We start from the raw sequence: 21,335 nt of genomic DNA, 5'->3' as shown, positions 1-21,335 counted from the left end.
AGACGTTTTCTGTCTTTACATCTAGCGTTTCAGTTTTAAGGCTGAAACGTTATTATTGGACTAGATAACTGTTCAGTAAGTCTGAGCAGTTACAAGCCAGGCAGTAATAACTACCTGGCTCCAATCGTCACTTGATACTCTATCTCTTTATATTCATCAATAGACTTCCGTTTTACCGTAACTTTTACAGAATCTCCGGTCTTCGTGTCCTCCAGCCGGTTCTGGAAGTCCCGGATCGTCTGGATCTCCGTGTCCCTGATCTTTGTCAGGATATCACCGTTCTGGATCCCCACGTTGTAGGCAGGTCCATCTGCAATGGAATCTGTTATATATACTCCGCTGGGGATTCCGCTCTCCATCATCACGGAGGTCACATCCTGTCCCCGGATTCCGAAATACGGGGCGGACTGTCCGTTTGTGAGCTTCTGGAGCACGCCCTTGTACTCCGAGATCGGTATCGCCATCGTCTTATCTTCCGTCTGTCCATTATCACCGGACTGATAAGTGTCGGTTGCCCAGCCCACCAGCTGGCCGGAAAGATTTAAGAGGAATGTTCCCTCGTCTGCATGGCTCTCAAACTCGGTATACAGGATACGCGTCTGACCATCCACTGCCTGGACTCCCTTTGCCACATAGGCAATCAGCCCCTGCTTGACGGAATGGACATGTCCGGAGGGACTTCCCACCGCGAGGACCATGTCCCCGGTACGGACGGAATAGGAGTTTCCGAGTTCCACCGCCTTCATCCAGTTTACGGTCTGCTCTTCAATATCAGAGATCTTCGCACTGACAACTGCCATCTTGGAGGTGATGTCCTGGGATTTCAGTTCTACTGCCGCCGTGGATCCGTCCCCAAAGGTCACCCGCAGGGAGTCGGCTCCAGCCACCGCGCTTTGTCCTGTCAGAATCAGCGCCTCGCTGGAATTCACCGCGATGATGATTCCCGCATACTGTCCTGTCGTCTCAATAGGGTTATCAAACCAGTCCACGTCGTTTTTCACTGCGGAAACTGTCACGATACTCTTCTCGGATTCCAGGTAGATGTTCCGGAACGCGTCGTTTAACTCGGTGAGGTTTTTCGTCGTCCATGGGAACTTTTCCATGGCGTCCCCAACGATCTTATCCACCTCATCCTTCAGATCTTCCGCGCGGATCCCCTCTCCTGTGGTCTCCGCCATGGTCTCCACCGGTGTCGGCTCGCCGGATGGATCCTGGTCCCGTTCGATCGTGATCGGTGCGGAGGTCACTGGCTGCTCTTTACCCAAAAGCTTTTTCGCTGTCGGCAGTGATGCCACAAAGCTCACCGCAGCAACTCCACCGAAAACGGCCGCAAAAAGAACATAGCACAGGATCCGGCCCGCGGCCCTACGCTTATCGATCGGAGGTTTTACGACCTTTTCCCTCATAAATTTTTTCTCGTTAGGTGTATCTGACATGAAAAAAGTCTCCTTTTCATATCTTACAGCAGCCCTTACTCCTGCTGCTACAGGCAAATATCCATCAAAATATGATTCCATTTGCGGATTCTTTGCGTTTAGCCTATTTTCTTTTCATTATAATTTTTTTCCTCTTATTATGCAACAAAAAAATGGTGTATACAAGTTTCTCCGTACCATTCGATAACCTTTTCCACAGGCTCTCCCTCCCAAATCGGACACCTCCACCGTAAGAAAAAATCTCTATGATATTTAACACGTTTGTGTTATACTTTTTCTGTGCAGGCAGGCATCTTTACTGAAAATCTCCGCATGTTTCATACTGCGGAATGTCTGCGTATTGAAAGGAAAAAAGGATCGACCTATGAATCAGAAAGTATTAAAAACACTTGAATATTATAAAATTATTGACCGCCTGACCGACTGTGCGGCGTCCGAACCGGGAAAGAAGATGTGCCGGGAGCTGACACCGTCCTCGAATTTCAACGAGATTGTCCAGACCCAGACCGAGACCGCCGATGCGGTGACCCGTGTCCGCCAGAAAGGAAGTCTCTCCTTAGCCGGAGTCCGGGATGTACGGGATTCCTTAAAACGTCTGGAGATCGGCAGCTCCTTAAGCATCACGGAGCTTCTCTCCGTCAGCGGACTTTTGACCTGTGCGGCCCGCGCAAAGAATTATGGACGCCATCCGGAAAATATGGAACTTCCTGATGACTCTCTCGATGAGATGTTCCGCACTCTGGAACCACTGACGAATGTGAACAGTGAGATCACCCGCTGTATTCTCGGTGAAGATGAGATCGCCGATGATGCAAGCCCGGGACTCCACCACGTCCGCCGCCAGATGAAGATCACGGCAGATAAAGTCCACACCCAGTTGAACTCCATCCTAAACTCCAGCCGTACCATGCTGCAGGATGCCGTTATCACCATGCGTGACGGACGCTACTGTCTCCCGGTCCGCGCCGAGTATAAGAGCCAGTTTGCCGGAATGGTCCATGACCAGTCGACCACCGGATCCACACTCTTTATCGAGCCGATGGCGATCATCAAGCTAAACAACGAACTCCGTGAACTGGAATTAAAGGAGCAGAAAGAGATCGAGATGATCTTAGCTGCCTTAAGCACCGAGCTCGTCCCGTATATCGAGCCGATCACAACGGATTTTGAGATCCTCACAAAGCTGGATTTCATCTTCGCGAAGGCTGCTCTCTCAAGAATCTATAACTGTTCCATGCCGAAGTTTAACCGAAAAGGTTATATCCATATCAAGGATGGCCGCCATCCACTCCTTGACCCAAAAAAGGTCGTTCCGATCAATATCTGGATGGGAAAAGATTTCGATCTGCTGATCGTAACAGGACCGAATACCGGCGGTAAGACCGTATCCTTAAAGACAGTCGGTCTGTTTACCCTGATGGGACAATCCGGTCTGCAGATCCCGGCGTTTGACGGATCCGAGCTTTCCGTTTTTGACGAGGTATTCGCGGATATCGGTGATGAGCAGAGCATCGAGCAGAGCTTAAGTACCTTCTCCGCCCACATGACAAATATCGTTAAGATCCTAAATCAGGCAGACAGCCGGTCTCTCTGCCTTTTCGATGAGCTTTGTGCCGGAACGGACCCCACCGAGGGCGCTGCTTTAGCGATCTCTATCCTGTCCTTCCTTCACAATATGAAGTGCCGGACCATGGCGACCACCCACTACAGCGAATTGAAAGTATTCGCCCTGTCAACGCCGGGTGTTGAGAACGCCTGCTGTGAGTTTAATGTTGAAACACTGCGTCCGACTTATAAGCTTTTGATCGGTATTCCCGGAAAGAGTAACGCATTCGCGATCTCCAGACAGTTAGGTCTGCCGGATTACATCATCGATGATGCGAAGACCCATCTGGAATCCAATGATGAGGCATTTGAGGACCTGCTGGCGAACTTAGAGCAGAGCCGCGTGACCATCGAAAAAGAGCGTGAGGAGATCGCAAGCTACAAGGAAGAGATCTCCCGTTTAAAGAAGAATATTGAGCAGAAGGAAGAGCGGCTTGACGAGCGGAAAGAAAAGCTCTTAAAGAACGCCAACGAGGAAGCCCAGCGGATCTTACGCGAGGCGAAAGAGACCGCGGATCAGACGATCCGGAATATCAACAAGCTTGCCGCAAGCTCCGGTGTCGGAAAAGAGCTGGAGGCTGAGAGAACAAAGCTCCGCGAAAAGCTGGATAAAGTTGATAAAAGCTTAAGTCTGAAGAACAATAAGGGGCCGAAAAAGACGATCTCACCGAAGAAATTAAAGATCGGTGACGGTGTTAAGGTCCTCACGATGAACTTAAAGGGAACAGTCAGCACACTGCCGAACGCAAAAGGCGATCTCTATGTGCAGATGGGAATCCTGCGCTCCCTTGTAAATATCAAAGATCTGGAACTTTTAGACGAGGCGTCCGTATCCGGACCGGGCCTCGATCCGGCTGCCCTGAAGCGGAACAACACCGGAAGCGGAAAGATCAAGATGGCGAAGTCCTTCTCCGTCTCCCCTGAGGTCAATCTCATCGGAATGACAACGGACGAGGCGATGCCTGTCCTTGACAAGTATCTGGATGATGCTTATCTCGCCCATCTTCCGCAGGTCCGTGTCGTACATGGACGCGGAACAGGAGCGCTGCGGGCTGCGGTCCACAAGCATTTGAAGAAGCTTAAGTATGTAAAAGAATTCAGACTTGGAGAATTTGGGGAAGGCGATACGGGAGTTACGATCGTAACTTTCAAGTAACTTTCAAGCTATAAATGAGCAAATTTGAAAAACTGCACTATTAAGTCTATCACATGCAGACATAAAGAATATTAAGCGGACCAATGTCCATGTTACGTGCACAATAAGTTATAATTTTTGTGCACTTTTCGGTATTTGCTCATTTATATTTTCAAGTAGGAACTGCGTCGGATTTTGTCTGAACAGTACTATTTTAAAGTTATGTTAACCGCAAAGGTTTCAATTTTACCCATCATCCTATAGGAAATAGAAACCTGCCCTGATTTACAGGCAAAAAACGAAATTTTTACGATAAATTTTAGAAGGAGGAGACCTCCATGGTCGATAAACAGAGAATTCTCATCGTCGACGATGACGAGAATATTGCAGAGTTAATTTCCCTGTACCTGATGAAAGAATGTTATGATACAAAGATCGTCGGGGACGGAGAATCCGCATTGAAGGAGGTTCCGGTCTTTAAGCCGAACCTGATCCTTCTCGACCTGATGCTGCCGGGCATGGATGGCTATCAGGTCTGCCGGGAGATCCGCACGACCTCTCAGGTACCGATCATCATGCTGTCCGCAAAGGGCGAGGTCTTCGACAAAGTTTTAGGTCTGGAGCTCGGTGCCGATGACTATATGATCAAGCCGTTCGATTCAAAAGAACTTGTCGCCAGAGTCAAGGCTGTTCTCCGCCGCTATCAGGCGGCCCCGGTCAGTATGTCCGCTGCGACAAAACAGCAGGGAGAATATGTGGAGTATCCGAATCTCATCGTCAACCTGACGAACTATTCCGTCCTCTACAAAGGTCACTCTGTGGATATGCCGCCGAAGGAGCTGGAACTTTTATACTTCCTTGCCTCCTCTCCGAATCAGGTCTTTACCCGAGAACAGCTGTTGGATCATATCTGGGGCTATGAGTATATCGGTGACACCCGGACTGTTGATGTCCACATCAAACGTCTTCGCGAGAAGATCCGCGACGACGAGAACTGGGCGCTGTCCACTGTCTGGGGAATCGGTTATAAATTTGAGGTAAGACGATGACCCGTTCTCTTTATACCAAGTTTCTTCTCGGCTATCTGGTGTTTGGTCTTCTCGGTTTCATTTTCATCGCGACCATGTCCTCGGAGATCACCTACCAGTATCTCTTAGAAGAAAAGTCTGAATCGCTCTACGATGAGGCGAATCTTCTCGCCTCCACCTACAGCGATATCTATCAGGGCAAAAATATCAGTCTGTCCACGGCAAACCCGCAGCTGCAGGCCGTTGCCACCTACTTAAAGGCACAGGCCTGGGTCATCAACCAGAAAGGCAGCGTTGTTGCGGAGACTGCCCCAGCCTCCCATATCGGCACCGCCATCGATGGTTTTGATCCCACCGTGGCGGGAAACCGCTCGTATATGACCGGCAGATTTTTCGGCATGTTTGATAAAGACATGCTGTCCGTCATTGCGCCGATCACGGGAAATTTCAATACGTATGGATACGTGGTGATCCATATGCCCATCGAACAGATCGTACACGGGAAAGACCGTATCCTGAACATTGTATACATTACAGCGCTGGTGGTTTTCATCCTGTCCCTGATCATTCTTCTCGTGTTCACAAAGACCGTATATGTCCCGTTAAAGAAGATCACCGCGGGTGCAAAGGAATACGCGGCGGGAAACTTAAGCCATACGATCAAGGTAACTTCTGCCGATGAGATGGGATACCTTGCCAACACCTTAAATTATATGTCCAGTGAATTAAATAAGATGGAGGAATATCAGCATTCCTTTATCGCCAACGTCTCCCACGACTTCCGCTCCCCGCTGACATCCATCAAGGGGTATCTGGAAGCGATCAAAGACGGAACGATCCCACCGGAATTATACGATAAGTATCTCGGTATCCTGATCTCTGAGACAGAGCGTTTAAACAAACTCACTCAGGGCATGCTGACGCTGAACTCTCTCGACAGCAAGGGATTCCTGACACGGAGCAACTTTGATATCAATCGCGTTATTAAAGATACCGCGGCAACCTTTGAAGGAACCTGCAATGCCAAGGATATCGTTCTGGATCTCACCTTCGCTGCGGATATCCAGATGGTGTATGCGGATCTCGGTAAGATCCAGCAGGTACTCTACAATCTGATCGACAACGCCATCAAATTCAGCCGTGAGAATTCCGTGATCTATATCCAGACTTCGCTGAAGTACGAGAAAGTCTTTGTTTCCGTGAAGGATACGGGAATCGGTATTCCGAAGGAAAGTATCAAGAAGATCTGGGACCGCTTCTATAAGTCGGATCTCTCCAGAGGAAAAGATAAGAAGGGAACAGGACTCGGGCTGGCGATCGTAAAAGAGATCATACAGGCACACGGAGAAAATATTGATGTGATCAGCACCCAGGGGGTCGGATCGGAATTTATCTTTACGCTGCCGAAGGCGACAGCACTGTAATACAGCCAAATATCCGGACACAGAAGTCTCTATTCTGTGTCCGTTTTTTGTTGCTCGCCCCTCGCGCGGTCGTTTGCGACAATCTATAATTTCGCACAGTGCACAAAAAATCTCTGTCTGGACGCACCTCGGCGTGTCCGGGCAGAGATTTTTATTTCTGTCGATTCTTCCGTTTTCTTAGATTTCTTTCATCTTCGTCCCGATCGCATGAACAACCACCTTCATGCTTTGTTATTTTTATGATCGGCCGGACATCATATCAAGTCCTGTCATTGCCAGCACCTTTACCGCGGCAGTGAGAGCACGTCTTCCTGCTTCTCCTCCTGCAGCGTCCGCAAATGCTGCTGTATGGGTTCCCAAGCCTTCGCCCACACCGATATAAAACTGGGCAGCCGGAAGTGCCTGAGTCACATTTCCCACATCCGTGGAACCGATCCCCTGAGTCAGATCACGGGGGATATGATGTTCTCCAATGAAATCCATGTTCTTTTCCACTGCTGTCACAAGTTCCCTGTTGTTGCGGACATCTTTTATCAGATAGCCATTCTGCTGAATTTCCACATCTACACCGGCGCAGATAGCTGCGCCTTTCGCACACCGGTCTATCACGGAGATCACATCTTTCAGGTACTCCGCATCCAGCGCCCTGATATTGAATCTGCAGACCGCTCTCTCCGGAACAATATTCACAACGGTTCCGCCTTCCACGATAATTCCGTGAACCCTCGTGTAATCCTTAAAATGAAGTCTCTGGGAATCTACCGCATGGAACATCTGGAGAACTCCGTTTAACGCACTTGCCCCCATCCACGGACACGCTGCGGTATGTGCTGGTTTTCCTGTGAAGGTATAGGTCTTATTTACGGCTGCAAATGAGATATCATCTGCCATGGACATATCACTCGGATGCATGATCAGCGCCATATCCACACCATCGAAAATTCCTTCGTCCAGCATCGTGATCTTTCCGCTTCCGTTTTCCTCTGCCGGTGTTCCAAGAACCTTCAGGGTTCCTCCGATCCCATATTTTTCCATGATCTCTTTTAATATCACACCGGCTCCGGCTCCGCTGGTGCCGATCAGATTGTGACCGCATGCATGTCCAATTTCAGGAAGAGCGTCGTACTCGCACATAAAGGCAAAGGTCATTCCTGGCTTTCCGCTCCGGTATTCTGCCACAAATGCGGTCTCCAGAGAGCCGGCTCCCCTCTGTACTTTAAAGCCATGCTTTTCCAGCAGCCCGCACAGCTGATCCTGCGCCAGCATTTCATGGTATGCCAGCTCCGGATGAGCAAATATGTATGCACTGACCGCCTCAAACTCATCCCGGTATTTCTCCGCCAATGTTTCAATCTCGTGCTTTACCTGTGTAAGCTCCATTGTCATTTCCTCCTGTTATTCCCGACATTATATCCATTATTATACCGCGGTTGCTCCTGCTTTCTCAAGCACTGATCACATAAATTTCCCACTCTGGCACAGATGGGAACCTTCCTTTTCGTCCATTGAATCCCCCTGCGTTTCATGATAAAATATAATTATCTGACCAATCATTTCTAACTGCTCGAGAGGAGGACACAACTATGAATTCTATTTCTATCACCTGGAATGGTCATTCCTGTTTCACCGTTGAAAAAGATGGATTTTCCATTGTTTTTGATCCATATGGCCCAAATACGGTACCGGGACTCGCTCCGCTTTCCCTCACCGCAGACATGATACTCTGCAGCCACGAACATGGTGACCACGGTTACACGGACGCAGTGACCTTAAAGCACAGCGGGACAAAGAACCCGTTTTCCATCACGAAGATCGACACCTGGCATGACCCGGAACAGGGAGCCCTCCGTGGACCGAACCGGATCCACATTTTAGAATCAGATGGACTTAAAATTGCCCATATGGGTGACATCGGATGTCCTCTTACCAGAGAACAAAAGGATCTGTTAAAGCATCTCGACGCGATCCTGATCCCTGTGGGCGGTTATTATACGATCGATGCGGTCCAGGCGAAGGCTGTGGTGGATGACCTCGCGCCCCGCGTTGTGATCCCGATGCACTACCGTTCTGACCATTTCGGCTATCCAGTGATCGGACGTCTTGAGGAATTTACAGGACTCTGCCGGAATGTGGTGGAGTACGACTCCAACACACTGGTGCTGACGGCTGAGACGAGACCGCAGACGGCGGTTTTGAAGCTGAAATAACCAGATAAGTTCCATTTTTGCTGCAGTTTTCCGTGATGATCCGACCGGAGGTGTAAAAATACAGCTGTCATGTCCGGTCAAATACAGAGTTTAACTGCAGCAATTTTTATGTCCTTTTCCCGGCGCTGGAAAGTACTATAATTTTATAACTTTAAGTTATGTGCCATATCAATACGTGCCATTTTATTTATGCCTGATCCTATGCTATAATGAGGGAATGAAAGAATTCATGAACTGTTACGGCGGCTGACGGTCTATATCTTCGCAGCTGTCTTTTAATATTTCTTAGATAAGAAAGGAACATATAAAGTCATGGCAAAAGGAACGATCTTTAAATTTCATAATGACCTTGATACCGATCAGATCATTGCATCCCAATATCTGCTCTTACCGAATCTGGAAGAGATGAAAGAGCACACATTCGAGTCTCTCGACCCGGATTTCCCCAAAAAAGTAAAACCGGGCGATTTTGTTGTCGGCGGCGAGAACTTCGGCTGCGGTTCTTCCAGAGAACAGGCACCGGGCGTTTTAAAAGCCCTCGGCGTACAGGCCGTCGTTGCAAAATCCTTCGCAAGGATTTTCTATAGAAATGCGATCAACATCGGACTTCCGGTTATCGTCTGTAAAGACCTGCCGGATGATGTAAAGACCGGCGATACCATGGAACTTTCCATGTCCGACGGAACTGCTCATGCAAATGGAAAGACATATTCCTGCACAAAGCTGCCGGAATACATGCAGAACATCTTAAATCAGGGCGGACTGATCGCTTCTTTAAACCGTGAGGAGGAGTAGGACAATGGGAATGACAATCGCAGAAAAGATCATCGCAGCGGCAGCCGGTGTTGACTACGTAAAACCGGGAGATATCCATACCGTAACATTAGACCGTATGATGAGCAACGACGGAACCACACATCTGACCGTTGACATGTACCGCAATAAATTAAAACATCCGCACATCGCGGACACAAAAAAGATGGTATTCATTGTAGACCACAATGTCCCGTCTGACTGTCCGAAGACAGCGGCGTCCCAGAAGAAGATGCGCGACTTCGCGAAGGAAAACAACATCGATTTCTGGGAAGGAAAGGGCGTCTGCCACCAGATCATGATGGAACATTATGTCTGCCCGGGTGAACTGATCTTCGGCGCTGACAGCCACACATGTTCCTACGGCGCTCTCGGCGCCTTCGGTACCGGAGTTGGATGTACAGACCTCCTCTACGGCATGGTGACAGGAAAATCCTGGGTTCTTGTTCCGGAGACTGTAAAATTCAACCTCGTCGGAAAGCTGCCGGAAGGCGTTTACGCGAGAGACCTGATCTTGACCATCATCGGCACCATCGGCGCAAACGGCTGCAACTACCAGGTTATGGAGTTCACCGGCGAAGGCGCTAAGACATTAAGCATCAGCGAGCGTATGGTCCTCTGCAACATGGCTGTCGAGGCAGGTGCAAAGACCGGTATCTTCGAGCCGGACGAGAAAGCCATCGAATACCTGGAAGCTCACGGAAGAAAGCCGAAGGCACTCTTCACAAGCGACCCGGACGCAGTCTACGCAAGAGAATATACCTTTGACCTCTCCAAGATCCGGCCGGTAGTGGCGAAACCGGACTTCGTTGACAACCTGGTTCCGGCTGAGGAAGTCCGCGGCGTGAAGATCGACGAGGCATTCTTAGGTTCCTGCAACAACGGACGTATCGAGGACCTGAGAGTCGGCGCTTCCATCATTAAAGGAAAGAAGGTCGCTGAAAAAGTCCGTTTCCTTGTGGTTCCGGCAAGCCAGACCGTTTATCTCCAGGCACTGAAGGAAGGTCTGATCGACGCCTTTATGGAAGCCGGAGCAATTGTTATGAATCCGAACTGCAGTGTATGCTGGGGAAGCTGCCAGGGCGTTATCGGCGAGAATGAAGTCCTGATCAGCACCGGTACAAGAAACTTCAAGGGCCGCGCAGGACATCCGAGCTCCAAGGTATATCTTGGATCCGCTGCGACTGTTACGGCTTCTGCTATTAAAGGTGAGATCGCGTTAGCGAACGATCTGTAAAATATAGAAATCGAGGATATTTACATGGAAAAAATGACTGGAAAGGTCTGGGTCCTGGGCGATGACATCGACACCGATATCATTATCCCGACCGAGTACCTTGCATTAAAGACCATTGACGATATGAAACAGTACGGATTTTCCCCGCTCCGCCCGGAACTGGCTGCGCAGATCAAGCCCGGAGACATCATCGTTGCCGGAAAGAACTTCGGCTGCGGCTCTTCCAGAGAACAGGCCCCGGAGATCATCAAAGCGCTGGGAATCCAGTGCGTGATCGCGAAATCCTTCGCGAGGATCTTCTTCCGCAACTCCATCAACAATGGTCTGCTCTTAATCGAACAGCCGACGCTCCACGATGACATCAAAGAGGGCGACACCGTATCTGTTGTGATGAACGAACACATCGACTACAACGGAAAAGAGTACCCGATCGCGTCTCTTCCTGAGAACCTGATGGACATTATCCGCGCAGGCGGCCTTGTAAAAGCCATGCGCAAGCTGAATGGTCTCGATTAAAGGGGGAGAATACAATGAGAAAGACAGTAATTGAGAAAATCGTTGAACATAATACCGGAAAGTCCGTAAAGCCGGGCGATATCGCGATCGTAAATGTGGACCGCGTCATGATCCACGACATTTTTATTCCGTTCGTGGCTGAAAAATTTGAAGAAATGGGCTTTAAAAAGCTGTGGGATCCGGACAAGGTCGTTCTGATCTACGATCACCTCGTTCCGGCAAGCCAGCAGGACGACACGAGACACTTCCGCATCGGAAATGCATTCGCTGAAAAGTACGGCATGACCCACGTACACAGAAGCGACGGAATCTGCCACCAGTTAATGACCGAAGCCGGATATGTAAAGCCGGGCGATATTGCATTCGGTACCGACAGCCACACAACGACTTACGGCTGCGTCGGCGCATTCTCTTCCGGGATCGGCTACACGGAGATGGCAAGTATCTTAGGCACCGGAACCATGTGGATCCGTGTGCCTGAGACTATCAAAGTCGTCATCAACGGAAAACTGCCGGAGAATGTGATGTCTAAGGACGTAATTCTCCGCCTCATCGGCGATCTCGGCGCGGACGGCGCTACTTACAAGGCGCTGGAGTTCTCCGGAAGCGCTGTCGAAAGCATGACTGTCGCAAGCCGTATGACAATCTCTAACATGGCCATCGAGGCAGGCGCAAAGTGCGCTCTGTTCACACCGGATGAAAAGACGGCGGAATACTGTGATATTACCTTAAACGACTACCAGAAGAGTCTTTTCGGCGATCCGGACGCAGCTTACTGCCGCGTGATGGAATACAACGCGGAAGATTTCGTTCCGGTCATGGCGTGTCCGTCCCAGGTGGACAAGATCCGCAATGTCAGCGAACTTGAAGGCACAGAGATCGACCAGGTATTCATCGGTTCCTGCACAAACGGACGCCTGGAAGATCTGGCTGCTGCCGCCGAAGTTTTAAAGGGCAAACAGGTTGCAAAATTCGTAAAGCTGATCGTAACTCCGGCCAGCCGAAAGATCTACAGACAGGCCGCTGACCTTGGAATCCTTGAGACACTGGCCGAGGCGGGTGCTATGATCACCCATCCGGGCTGCGGTCTCTGCTGCGGACGCGCAGGCGGCATCCTGACAGACGGTGAACGTGTTGTCGCTACCAACAACCGTAACTTCCTTGGACGTATGGGAACATCCAAGGTCCAGATCTATCTCGCCTCCCCGAGAACGGCTGCGGCATGTGCAGTGGCTGGTAAGATCGTTTGTCCGGAATAAGCCAGTCAGCACAAACGATAACTACAAAGTAAAAACAGACTCGTCATATCGAATCATAAAAATCCGGTAATCAGGATATCTCGCAATGATACTTTGCGGTTATCTCCGATTACCGGATTTTTTATGTAAGTGTTATATAATCAATTTGAACACTTATGTGCAAAACCTAATAGAGTTTTTAAATGCATTTTCATAAGGTTTTAACCGACAAACCCCTGTACGAAGGTCTTAATAAACCAAATTGTCTGCGGTTGATAAATAATATCAACCAAGAATGCGCCAACGATAGGAACAATCATCATTGCGCGGCGGGACATGCCATAACGCTCATTCACAGCAGTCATGTTCACAATTGCTGATGGAGTAGCACCTAGACCATGGCCGCACAGACCAGCACACATTACAGCTGCATCGTAGTTCTTTCCTAACAGGCGGAATACTACAAAGTAGCTGACAAGAACCATGAATACTACCTGACAGATCAGCACCACCAGAACACCGCCGATCAGACCAGCTAATTCCCACAATTTCAGCGTCATCAGTGCAATAGACAGATACAGTGATAACATAACATCTCCGATTCCATCAACTATCGCAAAATCGAAATTATAAAAATTAAATTTTTCATTAAGGTTGCGAACTATTACCGCTACAAACATTGCGCCCACATAAGTAGGAAAGCTCATTCCGATTCGCTTTCCAATCCAACCGGAAACCATAGTTCCCAGCGCCATGCAAACAAGTAAAGCTGTCACATTCTTTATTACATCCAGGCTGCTCAGCTTTGCTGCTCCGGCTGCGTTTACTGTATTAATATCACTCTCGAAATTTTCAGATGCATCCGGTTTTAAATTGTATTTTACAATTAACCGCCGTCCAACTGGGCCACCTACCATAACAGCACTGATTAATCCAAACGTTGCTGCTGCCGCTCCTACCAGAGGTGCTGCTGTATATCCCATATCCGCGAATGTACTGCCATAAGCAGCCGCTGCACCATGACCACCTACCATGGAAATAGCGCTGGAGAGCAATGCATAAGGAGCCTCCAATCCAACCAGCTTGCCTACACCGATGCCGATCACATTCTGAAAAGCAGAGATAATACCCGCAATCAGCCAGTAAACAATAAGTAACATGCCACCTTTTTTCAGTAAACTGATACTTGCGCCCAATCCAACTGTTGTAAAGAAAGCAAGCATAAATGGCGACTGATACATACTGTCAAACGAAAATGCAAATGTTCCCGTCACATGACCAATAAAAGTGACAAACATAAACAGGAATCCGCCAACAACAGGTGCTGGAATACAATATTTTTCCAAAAATTTAACCTTGCTCTTGATAAAGAAACCGATAAGCAATATCACAGCAGCCATGGCAACTGTCATAATACCATCAGCCTTGATGGTAAAAAGGGAATCAATGACCTCAAACGACATGTGCGCATCCTCCTTTTTTTGTAAAGCAGACAAGTTTTTTATTTTTCACGTGCTTTCGTTGCAAACCCCATCAGATCACAAGTCAGGCGAGCCGCTGTGTAACAGGTAGTGTCACCTTCATCATCATACTGTGGAGCAACTTCTGTCATAGCCATACCAACTACATTGCAGTGGTTCGCAATCGCTTCCAACATCTCAGTTGCTTCATCGTATGTAAATCCACCCAGCATAGGAGATCCTGTACCTTTCGATAACGGATAGTCCATAGCATCAATATCAAAATGGATAAACGTATTACGGCCAGCTTCCAAATTCTTTAAAATTTCTTCAATTCCAACACGACGATAATCCTTAACAGAATATATTTTATCGCCATTTGCACGTGCTTCCTCAAAATCAGCAGGTCCACTGCTTCCTATACCGCGAATGCCCAGATGAATCATTTTTTCCACATATGGCAGTGTGGAATTATTTCGCATAGGTGAACCATTGAAATATGGCTGACCATTCAGCGGTTTTGTCCAATCCAGATGGGAATCAAAATGGATGATGTCCAGTTGGGAATAACAATCTAATCCTTTTACAGCTTGATGACCGACTGAACAGTCACCACCTAAAACGATAGGCATAACCCCCTGCTTTGCCAGAATGCGAACTGCTTCTTCCAAATTTTTATTCGTAGCAGTTAAATCACCCGGAACATAATCACAGTCACCACAATCTACCACGCGCCACAGATCGGTATCCAGATAACTCTTATTACGCTCAGGATCATAGTTGCCGCCCTTTTTCATGCGGAAGCGGGTAGATGCATTGCGGATTCCACGCGGTCCAAGGCGACATCCTGTTTTTCCCTGAATCGCCAGATCAAATGGCGCGCCCAAAATAGCGATATCTGCATTAGCGTGATGAATATCATAGCAGATCGGTACTTTAGCAAAAGTCGCAATACCAGTAGGTGCCATATTTAACGGTGCATCTTGTACAGTAAAAGCATTCATAATAAACCTCCTATTAGTCACAATTTTGAAACGCGTTTTGTTTTTGTGTCTTTCTGATATCATTATATGCTATCTAAGAAATAAGTCAAGGTTTTGTTGTCTATTTTGAAATACAGACACTCACGTGAAACAGTTTGTTTCTATTCTAGTACATATCAGATTGACTTTTTTCAGGCAGTTTACTATAATGAAACTACATTAGTAGTTGTCTAATAAGTCCGCGCCTTTACTGCGCTGACCGCAAAGTGCCACCCCACTCAGAAAATGGACACAGAAAAGGAGTAATCTTTATGGGCGATACGAATTTTATTGAATCCTCCACACCTATGGTAAATTCGGTACTTCATGCCACAAAAATTCTAGATTACTATGCTTCCCAGCGCCGGGAATATTTAAGCCTAACTGAGATCAGCCGCGCGATTGGTCTGCATAAAACAACAGTATACCGTATTTTGCGCACACTGCAGTCTGTAGGCTGGATCGAGCAATCCAGCACCAATGGACAATACCGGTTGGGCAGCGGTATTTTAATGATTGCATCTGCCGTGTCTGTGCACTATACCACACGCCAGCTAATCAGTGAAGAAATGCGCCGCTTGTGTGATTTACACAATGAAACCGTCGTGCTTTCCTCTTTGCGCGGAGATACGGGCATTTGCGTGGATCTTGTAAAAGGACATCATAATTTGGGAATTTCAAGTGAAAACGGTTATATTGTACCTTTAGATTGTGGTGCAACCGGTAAGACTTTGCTGGCTGCACAATCAGATGAATTGGTTGAACGTCTAATTCAAAATTATCCTGGTCTGGAAGAAAAGCTGCGTAATCAAGTAAAAGAAATCCGGCAGCGGGGATATTGTATCTCCGAAGGGGAGGTAGATGAGGGAGTCGCTGCCGTAGCAGTTCCACTTCCTATGCCGGATCATATTTATACACTAACCTACTCCGGACCTGTTGAGCGTTTACGCGGTTTAGATTATATGGTTCTGGTACATTCATTGCAACAGGCAGTTAAAAATATATTATTAAAATGTGATGGAAAAAGAAAGGAAGCTCTTTAAAACCTTTTACTCAGTATATTTTCTAGACAAGCAAAGTCTTGAATCAAACTGTTTCCATTGAAATAAAAATCCGATAATCGGATACTGTACGATTTTACTGGTGCAGTTATCCTGATCATCGGATTTTTCTATATGCGTATAAGATTATTATGCCTTATCTAATTTTTTAAGTGCCTTTTTAAATTGAATTGAAAACAAAATCGCCGTGAATGTCACTGCGATCGCATCCGCGATCGGCTCTGCCATGTAGACGCCCAGCGTTTTATTGCTGACGAACATCGGAACAATGAAGATTAACGGAAGCAGAAGCACAAATTTACGCACAACCGCCACGATGATCGAGCATACCGCATATCCGATGGCAACGAAGGTCATCTGGCAGGCGAGCTGGATTCCAAAGAGGAACATCGCACCGCAGTAGATCCGCAGAGCGCCTGCGGTAAAGGAAACGAGTTCTGGATCGGAGCTGAAGATTCCCGCGAAGGTTGCCGGGAAAAGCTGGACAAAGAGCCAGAACAACGTGGAATAGATCAGGGAGATCACGAGATGGAGCTTGAATGTCTTCTTCATACGGTCGATATTTCTCGCTCCGTAGTTATAGCTCATGATCGGCTGCGCGCCCTGTCCGATTCCCTGAAGCGGCAGCATCGCGAACTGCATCGTACTTGTAAGGATCGTCATGGCACCGACCGCCAGATCTCCACCGTATTTTAACAGGGAAGAGTTAAAGCATACGGAGATGACGCTCTCACTGGACTGCATCACAAATGTGGAAAGCCCCAGTGCCAGGCACGGGAGAATGATGGATGGAGCCGGCTTTAAGTTCTCCTTTTTGATCCGCAGGAATGTCTTCTTTCCTGTCAGGAACGTAAGAACCCAGCTGCAGGACACCGCCTGAGAGATGATCGTCGCAAGAGCTGCGCCCTTTACGCCCATGCCAAGCCCGAAGATAAAAATCGGATCCAGAATGATGTTGCAGACAGCGCCGATGGTAACTGTCAGCATACTGATCTTTGAAAATCCCTGGGCCGTGATGAACATATTCATGCCCAGCGTCATCTGGACAAAGATCGTTCCGACAGCGTAGATACTCATGTAATCAACGGCGTAGTCGATGGTGTTCTCACTGGCACCGAATACCAGCAGCATAGAACGGCCAAACAGCAACAAGATCGCCGTCAAGATCGCGGAGATGATGATCTGGACCGTGAAGCAGCCACCAAGGATCTTCTCCGCGGAGTCCATATCGTCTTTTCCCATAAAGATCGACGCTCTCGGCGCACCTCCGGATCCGACCAGAGCTGCGAAGGCAGAGACTACCATAATGATCGGCAGGCAGACACCGACACCGGTCAGAGCGAGACTTCCGCTTCCCGGGATATGTCCAATGTAGATCCGGTCAACAATGTTGTACAGCATGTTGACGATCTGTGCGATGACAGAGGGAACGGCAAGCTTAAAGAGGAGTTTTCCGATCGGCTCTGTCCCAAGAAATTCTTTACTGTTGTTCATGCAGTTTTCCTTCTTTCCTGTAATCTGAAATGTTTGAATTGATCCGGTTCATAAGTTCGAACAGCATCCGGTGCTCTTCCGGGGAGAATCCGCGGCAGATGATCTCAGCAGCCCGTTTCTGGACGTTTTTTCCATCAGAGACTATCGGCGCAGCAGCGTCCGTAAGTTTCAGATGGATCGTCCTCCGGTCCGTCCCATAATATTCCCCTGTGAGCAGTCCGCGCTCTTCTAATGAGCGGACAGACATGGAAACATGGGACTTTGTAAAAGCCCGCTTCTTGATAATCCGGGCGGCGGTGTCGCACTCCGGATTGTTGGCGAGAAACAGCAGAATATTGAATTCCATCTGGGTCAGCCCGTATTTTTTGCAGACCGGATCAATGAGCCCCGTATAGAAATCCCGGCTGTCCGCTATAAAATCAACAAATTTCATGTGTATCACCTCTGGTTTAAAAGTGAACTGTTCTATTTAGAACTATATTAGTATACAGGACTATTCTTAAAAAGTCAAGAGCAGCGACAGTTCTAAGCATTCTAAGCCTATCCAGGTGCCTTATCCAGATCTCGTTCTTCACATGATGTCCTTACCTGCACTACAGATTTTATAAAAAAGGATGTGCCTTGGCACATTCGCGCAGGCGCTTGCGACAATCTACATCTTCGCGCAAGTGCGCATCATTGGCACGTTAGTGCCTTTTGTGTGACAGGGAATTTCTCGGAATTTCCTATTACATCAAAAAAATCCGGCAGTCAAGTTGTCTTACAGAATCAAAAATCCCTGTAAAACAACCCAACTGCCGGATCTTTTCTATATATAGCTTTATATTCTAATTAAACTTCATCGAGATCCCCCGGCTCATCAGAGCATGCCAGACGATCTCCCCTGTTTCCAGAGACTTTTTCACGTCGATGATCCTCTGGTTCTCCGAACCGCGGAATGCCAGTGCCACGCTGTAGAGCTCCTGAACAAACTCGCCGTCCACGAGGACATCGATCAGGCTTAACATCTCATCCGTACACTCACATCTCGCCCGGCTCTCACCGAGAAGCTCTTTATCGAAAAGATAACCGGTATAGCACCAGATATTTTTCTTCGGGAATCTCTCGCGCACTTTCTTTAAGAACGGGAGAAGTGCCCGCTGGTTTTCCGGCTCAAAGGGTTCTCCGCCAAGAAGCGATAATCCATCCACATAATCCGGCTCCAGCGCCTTTAATAACATTTCTTCCGTCTCTTCCGTAAACGGCTTTCCGTATCCGAAATCCCACGCCACATCATTAAAGCAATTTTTACAGTGATGTGTACAGCCGGACACAAAGAGGGACACGCGGACTCCCTCACCGTTTGCAATATCACATGTTTTGATCTCTCCGTAATTCATTACAGGTGCAGTACCCTTTCCTTAATTTCCTGTGTTCTGCCCTGATTCCAGAACTGTGTTCCGATGTATCCGCAGGTACGTCTTGCAACGTTGAGCTTGCTCTGGTCACGGTTTCCGCAATGCGGGCATTCCCATACGAGCTTTCCGTCATCCTCGATGATCTTGATCTCGCCGTCGTAGCCGCATACCTGACAGTAATCGCTCTTCGTATTTAACTCCGCGTACATGATATTGTCATAGATGTAGCGGATGACCTGAAGAACAGCCGGGATATTATCCTGCATGTTCGGAACTTCCACGTAGCTGATTGCTCCGCCCGGGGACAGTGCCTGAAATTCAGACTCTAATTTTAACTTACTGAAGGCGTCGATCGGTTCCGTTACATGTACATGGTAGCTGTTCGTGATGTAGTTTCTGTCGGTTACGCCCTTTACGATACCGAAACGTCTCTGGAGACTCTTCGCAAAAGAGTAGGTTGTGGACTCCAGCGGGGTTCCGTAGATGCTGTAATCGATATTCTCCGCCTCTTTCCACTTCGTGCAGTAGTCATTTAACTTCTGCATGATCTCAAGACCAAGTTTCTTTCCTTCCGGCTCAGTTAATTTCTTCTCAATTAAGCTGTATACACATTCCCACAGGCCTGCATATCCCAGAGAAAGTGTGGAATATCCGTCATAGAGGAGCTTGTCGATGGTCTCACCTTTCTTTAAGCGGGCAAGAGCGCCATACTGCCAGAGGATCGGAGCCGCGTCGGATAAAGTTCCTTTTAATCTCTCGTGGCGGCAGCGCATTGCGCGGTGGCAGAGTTCCATTCTCTCATCAAAGATCTCCCAGAACCTGTTCATGTCTTTTCTTGCGCTGAGTCCGATATCAACAAGGTTTACCGTCACAACGCCCTGATTGAAGCGCCCATAATACTTGCGCTCGCCTTCCCGGTAGTTTCCTGCATTCGCAAGGTTTCCTTTTACATAGGAACGGTCCGGGGTCAGGAAGGAACGGCAGCCCATGCATGTATACACATCGCCCTTTAATTCCCGCATCTTCTTCGCAGAGATGTAGTCCGGAACCATGCGCTTTGCGGTACATTTTGCTGCAAGCTCTGTCAAATAGTAATACGGCGCATCCGGAGTGATATTGTCCTCATCGAGAACATAGATCAGCTTCGGGAATGCCGGTGTGATCCATACACCGGCTTCATTTTTAACGCCAAGATATCTCTGTTTTAAGGTCTCCTCGATGATCATCGCAAGGTCTTTTTTCTCCTGCGGGTTCTTTGCCTCGTCGAGGTACATGTAAACGGTAACGAATGGTGCCTGTCCGTTTGTGGTAAGGAGTGTTACGACCTGATACTGGATCGTCTGGATTCCCTTCGTGATCTCTCTGCGGAGACGCTCCTCCGTGAGCTTATCGATCTGATCCTCTGTCACAGCAATTCCAAGATCCTTCATCTCGCCGATCACTTCCTGACGGATCTTCACTCTCGATACCTGAACGAACGGAGCGAGATGCGCAAGGCTGATGCTCTGTCCGCCATACTGGTTGCTGGCAACCTGCGCGATGATCTGGGTCGCGATGTTGCAGGCTGTGGAAAAGCTGTGCGGGCGCTCGATCAGTGTCTCGCTGATCACGGTGCCGTTCTGCAGCATATCCTCCAGGTTTACAAGATCGCAGTTGTGCATATGCTGTGCAAAATAGTCGGAGTCATGGAAGTGGATGATTCCCTGCTTATCCGCCTCTACAATATCTTCCGGAAGAAGAAGTCTTCTCGTAAGATCCTTGCTGACCTCTCCAGCCATATAGTCACGCTGTACGCTGTTGACCGTCGGATTCTTGTTGGAATTTTCCTGCATAACCTCTTCGTTGTTGCACTCGATCAGGGACAGGATCCGGTTGTCCGTCGTATTTGCTTTCCGCACCAGAGAGCGGTCATAGCGGTAGCGCACATAGTTTTTTGCGATCGCAAAAGCACCGATGGCCATCAACTGGTTCTCGACCATATCCTGAATCTCCTCTACAGACACAGCACGTCCCAGCTTATTGCACTTATACTCTACATAATCCGCGATATCCGTAAGCTGTTCCGGTGCCAGATAGGCATTTTCTGTGGCGTTGCACGCCTTCTGGACCGCATTTACGATCTTGAGCGTGTCAAAACTTTCCTCCGCTCCGTTTCTTTTGATGATCTTCATCCCTGATTCCCCGTTTCATTTCATTGTGTTGGCAGAATTGTCCGTTTTACGCACAACTGCCGTTGCCTGTTTTTCTCTTCTGTCTATTCTG

17 protein-coding genes are annotated in these 21,335 nt (G+C 48.3%); 9 read left to right on the top strand and 8 right to left on the bottom strand.

The window, feature by feature from the left end; genetic code table 11:
- Positions 1-110 precede the first annotated feature (110 nt).
- Positions 111-1,436: a S1C family serine protease gene (locus tag DXA87_RS08095; protein ID WP_158553052.1), complete on the bottom strand. Its 1,326-nt coding sequence runs from the start codon at positions 1,434-1,436 to the stop codon at positions 111-113.
- Positions 1,437-1,800: 364 nt separating this feature from the next.
- Here DXA87_RS08095 and DXA87_RS08090 point away from each other — a divergent pair, with 364 nt between their 5' ends.
- The 3 genes from DXA87_RS08090 (at position 1,801) to DXA87_RS08080 (ending at position 6,628) form a co-directional block, all read left to right on the top strand.
- Complete coding sequence (locus DXA87_RS08090) at positions 1,801-4,197, top strand: endonuclease MutS2 (protein ID WP_117503813.1); 2,397 nt, start codon at positions 1,801-1,803, stop codon at positions 4,195-4,197.
- A 317-nt stretch (positions 4,198-4,514) separates the two neighbouring features.
- Positions 4,515-5,225 carry a response regulator transcription factor gene (locus DXA87_RS08085; RefSeq protein WP_015554002.1) on the top strand — a complete coding sequence of 237 codons (711 nt, stop codon included), beginning with the start codon at positions 4,515-4,517 and terminating at the stop codon, positions 5,223-5,225.
- Positions 5,222-6,628 carry a HAMP domain-containing sensor histidine kinase gene (locus tag DXA87_RS08080; RefSeq protein WP_117483917.1) on the top strand — a complete coding sequence of 469 codons (1,407 nt, stop codon included), beginning with the start codon at positions 5,222-5,224 and terminating at the stop codon, positions 6,626-6,628. Before DXA87_RS08085 ends, DXA87_RS08080 begins: the two co-directional genes overlap by 4 nt.
- Before the next feature lie 237 nt (positions 6,629-6,865).
- Here DXA87_RS08080 and DXA87_RS08075 read toward each other — a convergent pair whose 3' ends face one another.
- Positions 6,866-8,008 carry a M20 family metallopeptidase gene (locus DXA87_RS08075; protein ID WP_117503810.1) on the bottom strand — a complete coding sequence of 381 codons (1,143 nt, stop codon included), beginning with the start codon at positions 8,006-8,008 and terminating at the stop codon, positions 6,866-6,868.
- A 203-nt stretch (positions 8,009-8,211) separates the two neighbouring features.
- Here DXA87_RS08075 and DXA87_RS08070 point away from each other — a divergent pair, with 203 nt between their 5' ends.
- From DXA87_RS08070 to DXA87_RS08050, 5 genes are all read left to right on the top strand, one after another.
- Complete coding sequence (locus DXA87_RS08070; RefSeq protein ID WP_117469985.1) at positions 8,212-8,835, top strand: MBL fold metallo-hydrolase; 624 nt, start codon at positions 8,212-8,214, stop codon at positions 8,833-8,835.
- A 312-nt stretch (positions 8,836-9,147) separates the two neighbouring features.
- Positions 9,148-9,630 carry a 3-isopropylmalate dehydratase small subunit gene (gene leuD, locus DXA87_RS08065; RefSeq protein WP_117503808.1) on the top strand — a complete coding sequence of 161 codons (483 nt, stop codon included), beginning with the start codon at positions 9,148-9,150 and terminating at the stop codon, positions 9,628-9,630.
- Positions 9,631-9,634: 4 nt separating this feature from the next.
- A complete protein-coding gene (locus tag DXA87_RS08060) occupies positions 9,635-10,885 on the top strand; it encodes a 3-isopropylmalate dehydratase large subunit (RefSeq protein ID WP_117503807.1) in 1,251 nt (416 codons plus the stop codon).
- Between the two features lie 24 nt (positions 10,886-10,909).
- Entirely contained in the window at positions 10,910-11,401 is a 492-nt protein-coding gene (locus DXA87_RS08055; protein ID WP_117503805.1) for a 3-isopropylmalate dehydratase, read from the top strand.
- A gap of 14 nt (positions 11,402-11,415) precedes the next feature.
- Positions 11,416-12,660 (top strand): 3-isopropylmalate dehydratase large subunit, encoded by a 1,245-nt coding sequence (locus DXA87_RS08050; RefSeq protein ID WP_117503803.1) that lies wholly within the window; start codon positions 11,416-11,418, stop codon positions 12,658-12,660.
- Positions 12,661-12,860: 200 nt separating this feature from the next.
- Here the strand turns inward: DXA87_RS08050 and gltS are convergent, their stop codons facing one another.
- Both gltS and DXA87_RS08040 read right to left on the bottom strand, forming a co-directional pair.
- Entirely contained in the window at positions 12,861-14,102 is a 1,242-nt protein-coding gene (gene gltS / locus DXA87_RS08045) for a sodium/glutamate symporter (protein ID WP_117469980.1), read from the bottom strand.
- Between the two features lie 38 nt (positions 14,103-14,140).
- Entirely contained in the window at positions 14,141-15,103 is a 963-nt protein-coding gene (locus DXA87_RS08040; protein WP_117469979.1) for an arginase family protein, read from the bottom strand.
- A gap of 290 nt (positions 15,104-15,393) precedes the next feature.
- On the opposite strand from DXA87_RS08040, the gene DXA87_RS08035 reads away from it, so the two are divergent.
- Positions 15,394-16,164: an IclR family transcriptional regulator gene (locus DXA87_RS08035; protein WP_199537912.1), complete on the top strand. Its 771-nt coding sequence runs from the start codon at positions 15,394-15,396 to the stop codon at positions 16,162-16,164.
- A gap of 147 nt (positions 16,165-16,311) precedes the next feature.
- On the opposite strand, the gene DXA87_RS08030 is transcribed toward DXA87_RS08035, so the two are convergent.
- The 4 genes from DXA87_RS08030 to nrdD form a co-directional block, all read right to left on the bottom strand.
- Complete coding sequence (locus DXA87_RS08030) at positions 16,312-17,676, bottom strand: MATE family efflux transporter (RefSeq protein ID WP_117503801.1); 1,365 nt, start codon at positions 17,674-17,676, stop codon at positions 16,312-16,314.
- Complete coding sequence (locus DXA87_RS08025; RefSeq protein WP_117503799.1) at positions 17,663-18,109, bottom strand: MarR family winged helix-turn-helix transcriptional regulator; 447 nt, start codon at positions 18,107-18,109, stop codon at positions 17,663-17,665. Before DXA87_RS08025 ends, DXA87_RS08030 begins: the two co-directional genes overlap by 14 nt.
- Before the next feature lie 394 nt (positions 18,110-18,503).
- Complete coding sequence (gene nrdG, locus DXA87_RS08020; protein WP_015553993.1) at positions 18,504-19,055, bottom strand: anaerobic ribonucleoside-triphosphate reductase activating protein; 552 nt, start codon at positions 19,053-19,055, stop codon at positions 18,504-18,506.
- Positions 19,055-21,244 (bottom strand): anaerobic ribonucleoside-triphosphate reductase, encoded by a 2,190-nt coding sequence (gene nrdD / locus DXA87_RS08015; RefSeq protein ID WP_117503797.1) that lies wholly within the window; start codon positions 21,242-21,244, stop codon positions 19,055-19,057. Before nrdD ends, nrdG begins: the two co-directional genes overlap by 1 nt.
- Between the last annotated feature and the right edge of the window lie 91 nt (positions 21,245-21,335).

Origin of the sequence: Desulfotomaculum sp. OF05-3, from assembly GCF_003435535.1 — a bacterium.
GTDB lineage: Bacteria > Bacillota > Clostridia > Lachnospirales > Lachnospiraceae > Pilosibacter > Pilosibacter fragilis.
Note: the sequence above shows the minus strand (reverse complement) of the source record. Positions and strands in the feature narration are given on the sequence as shown.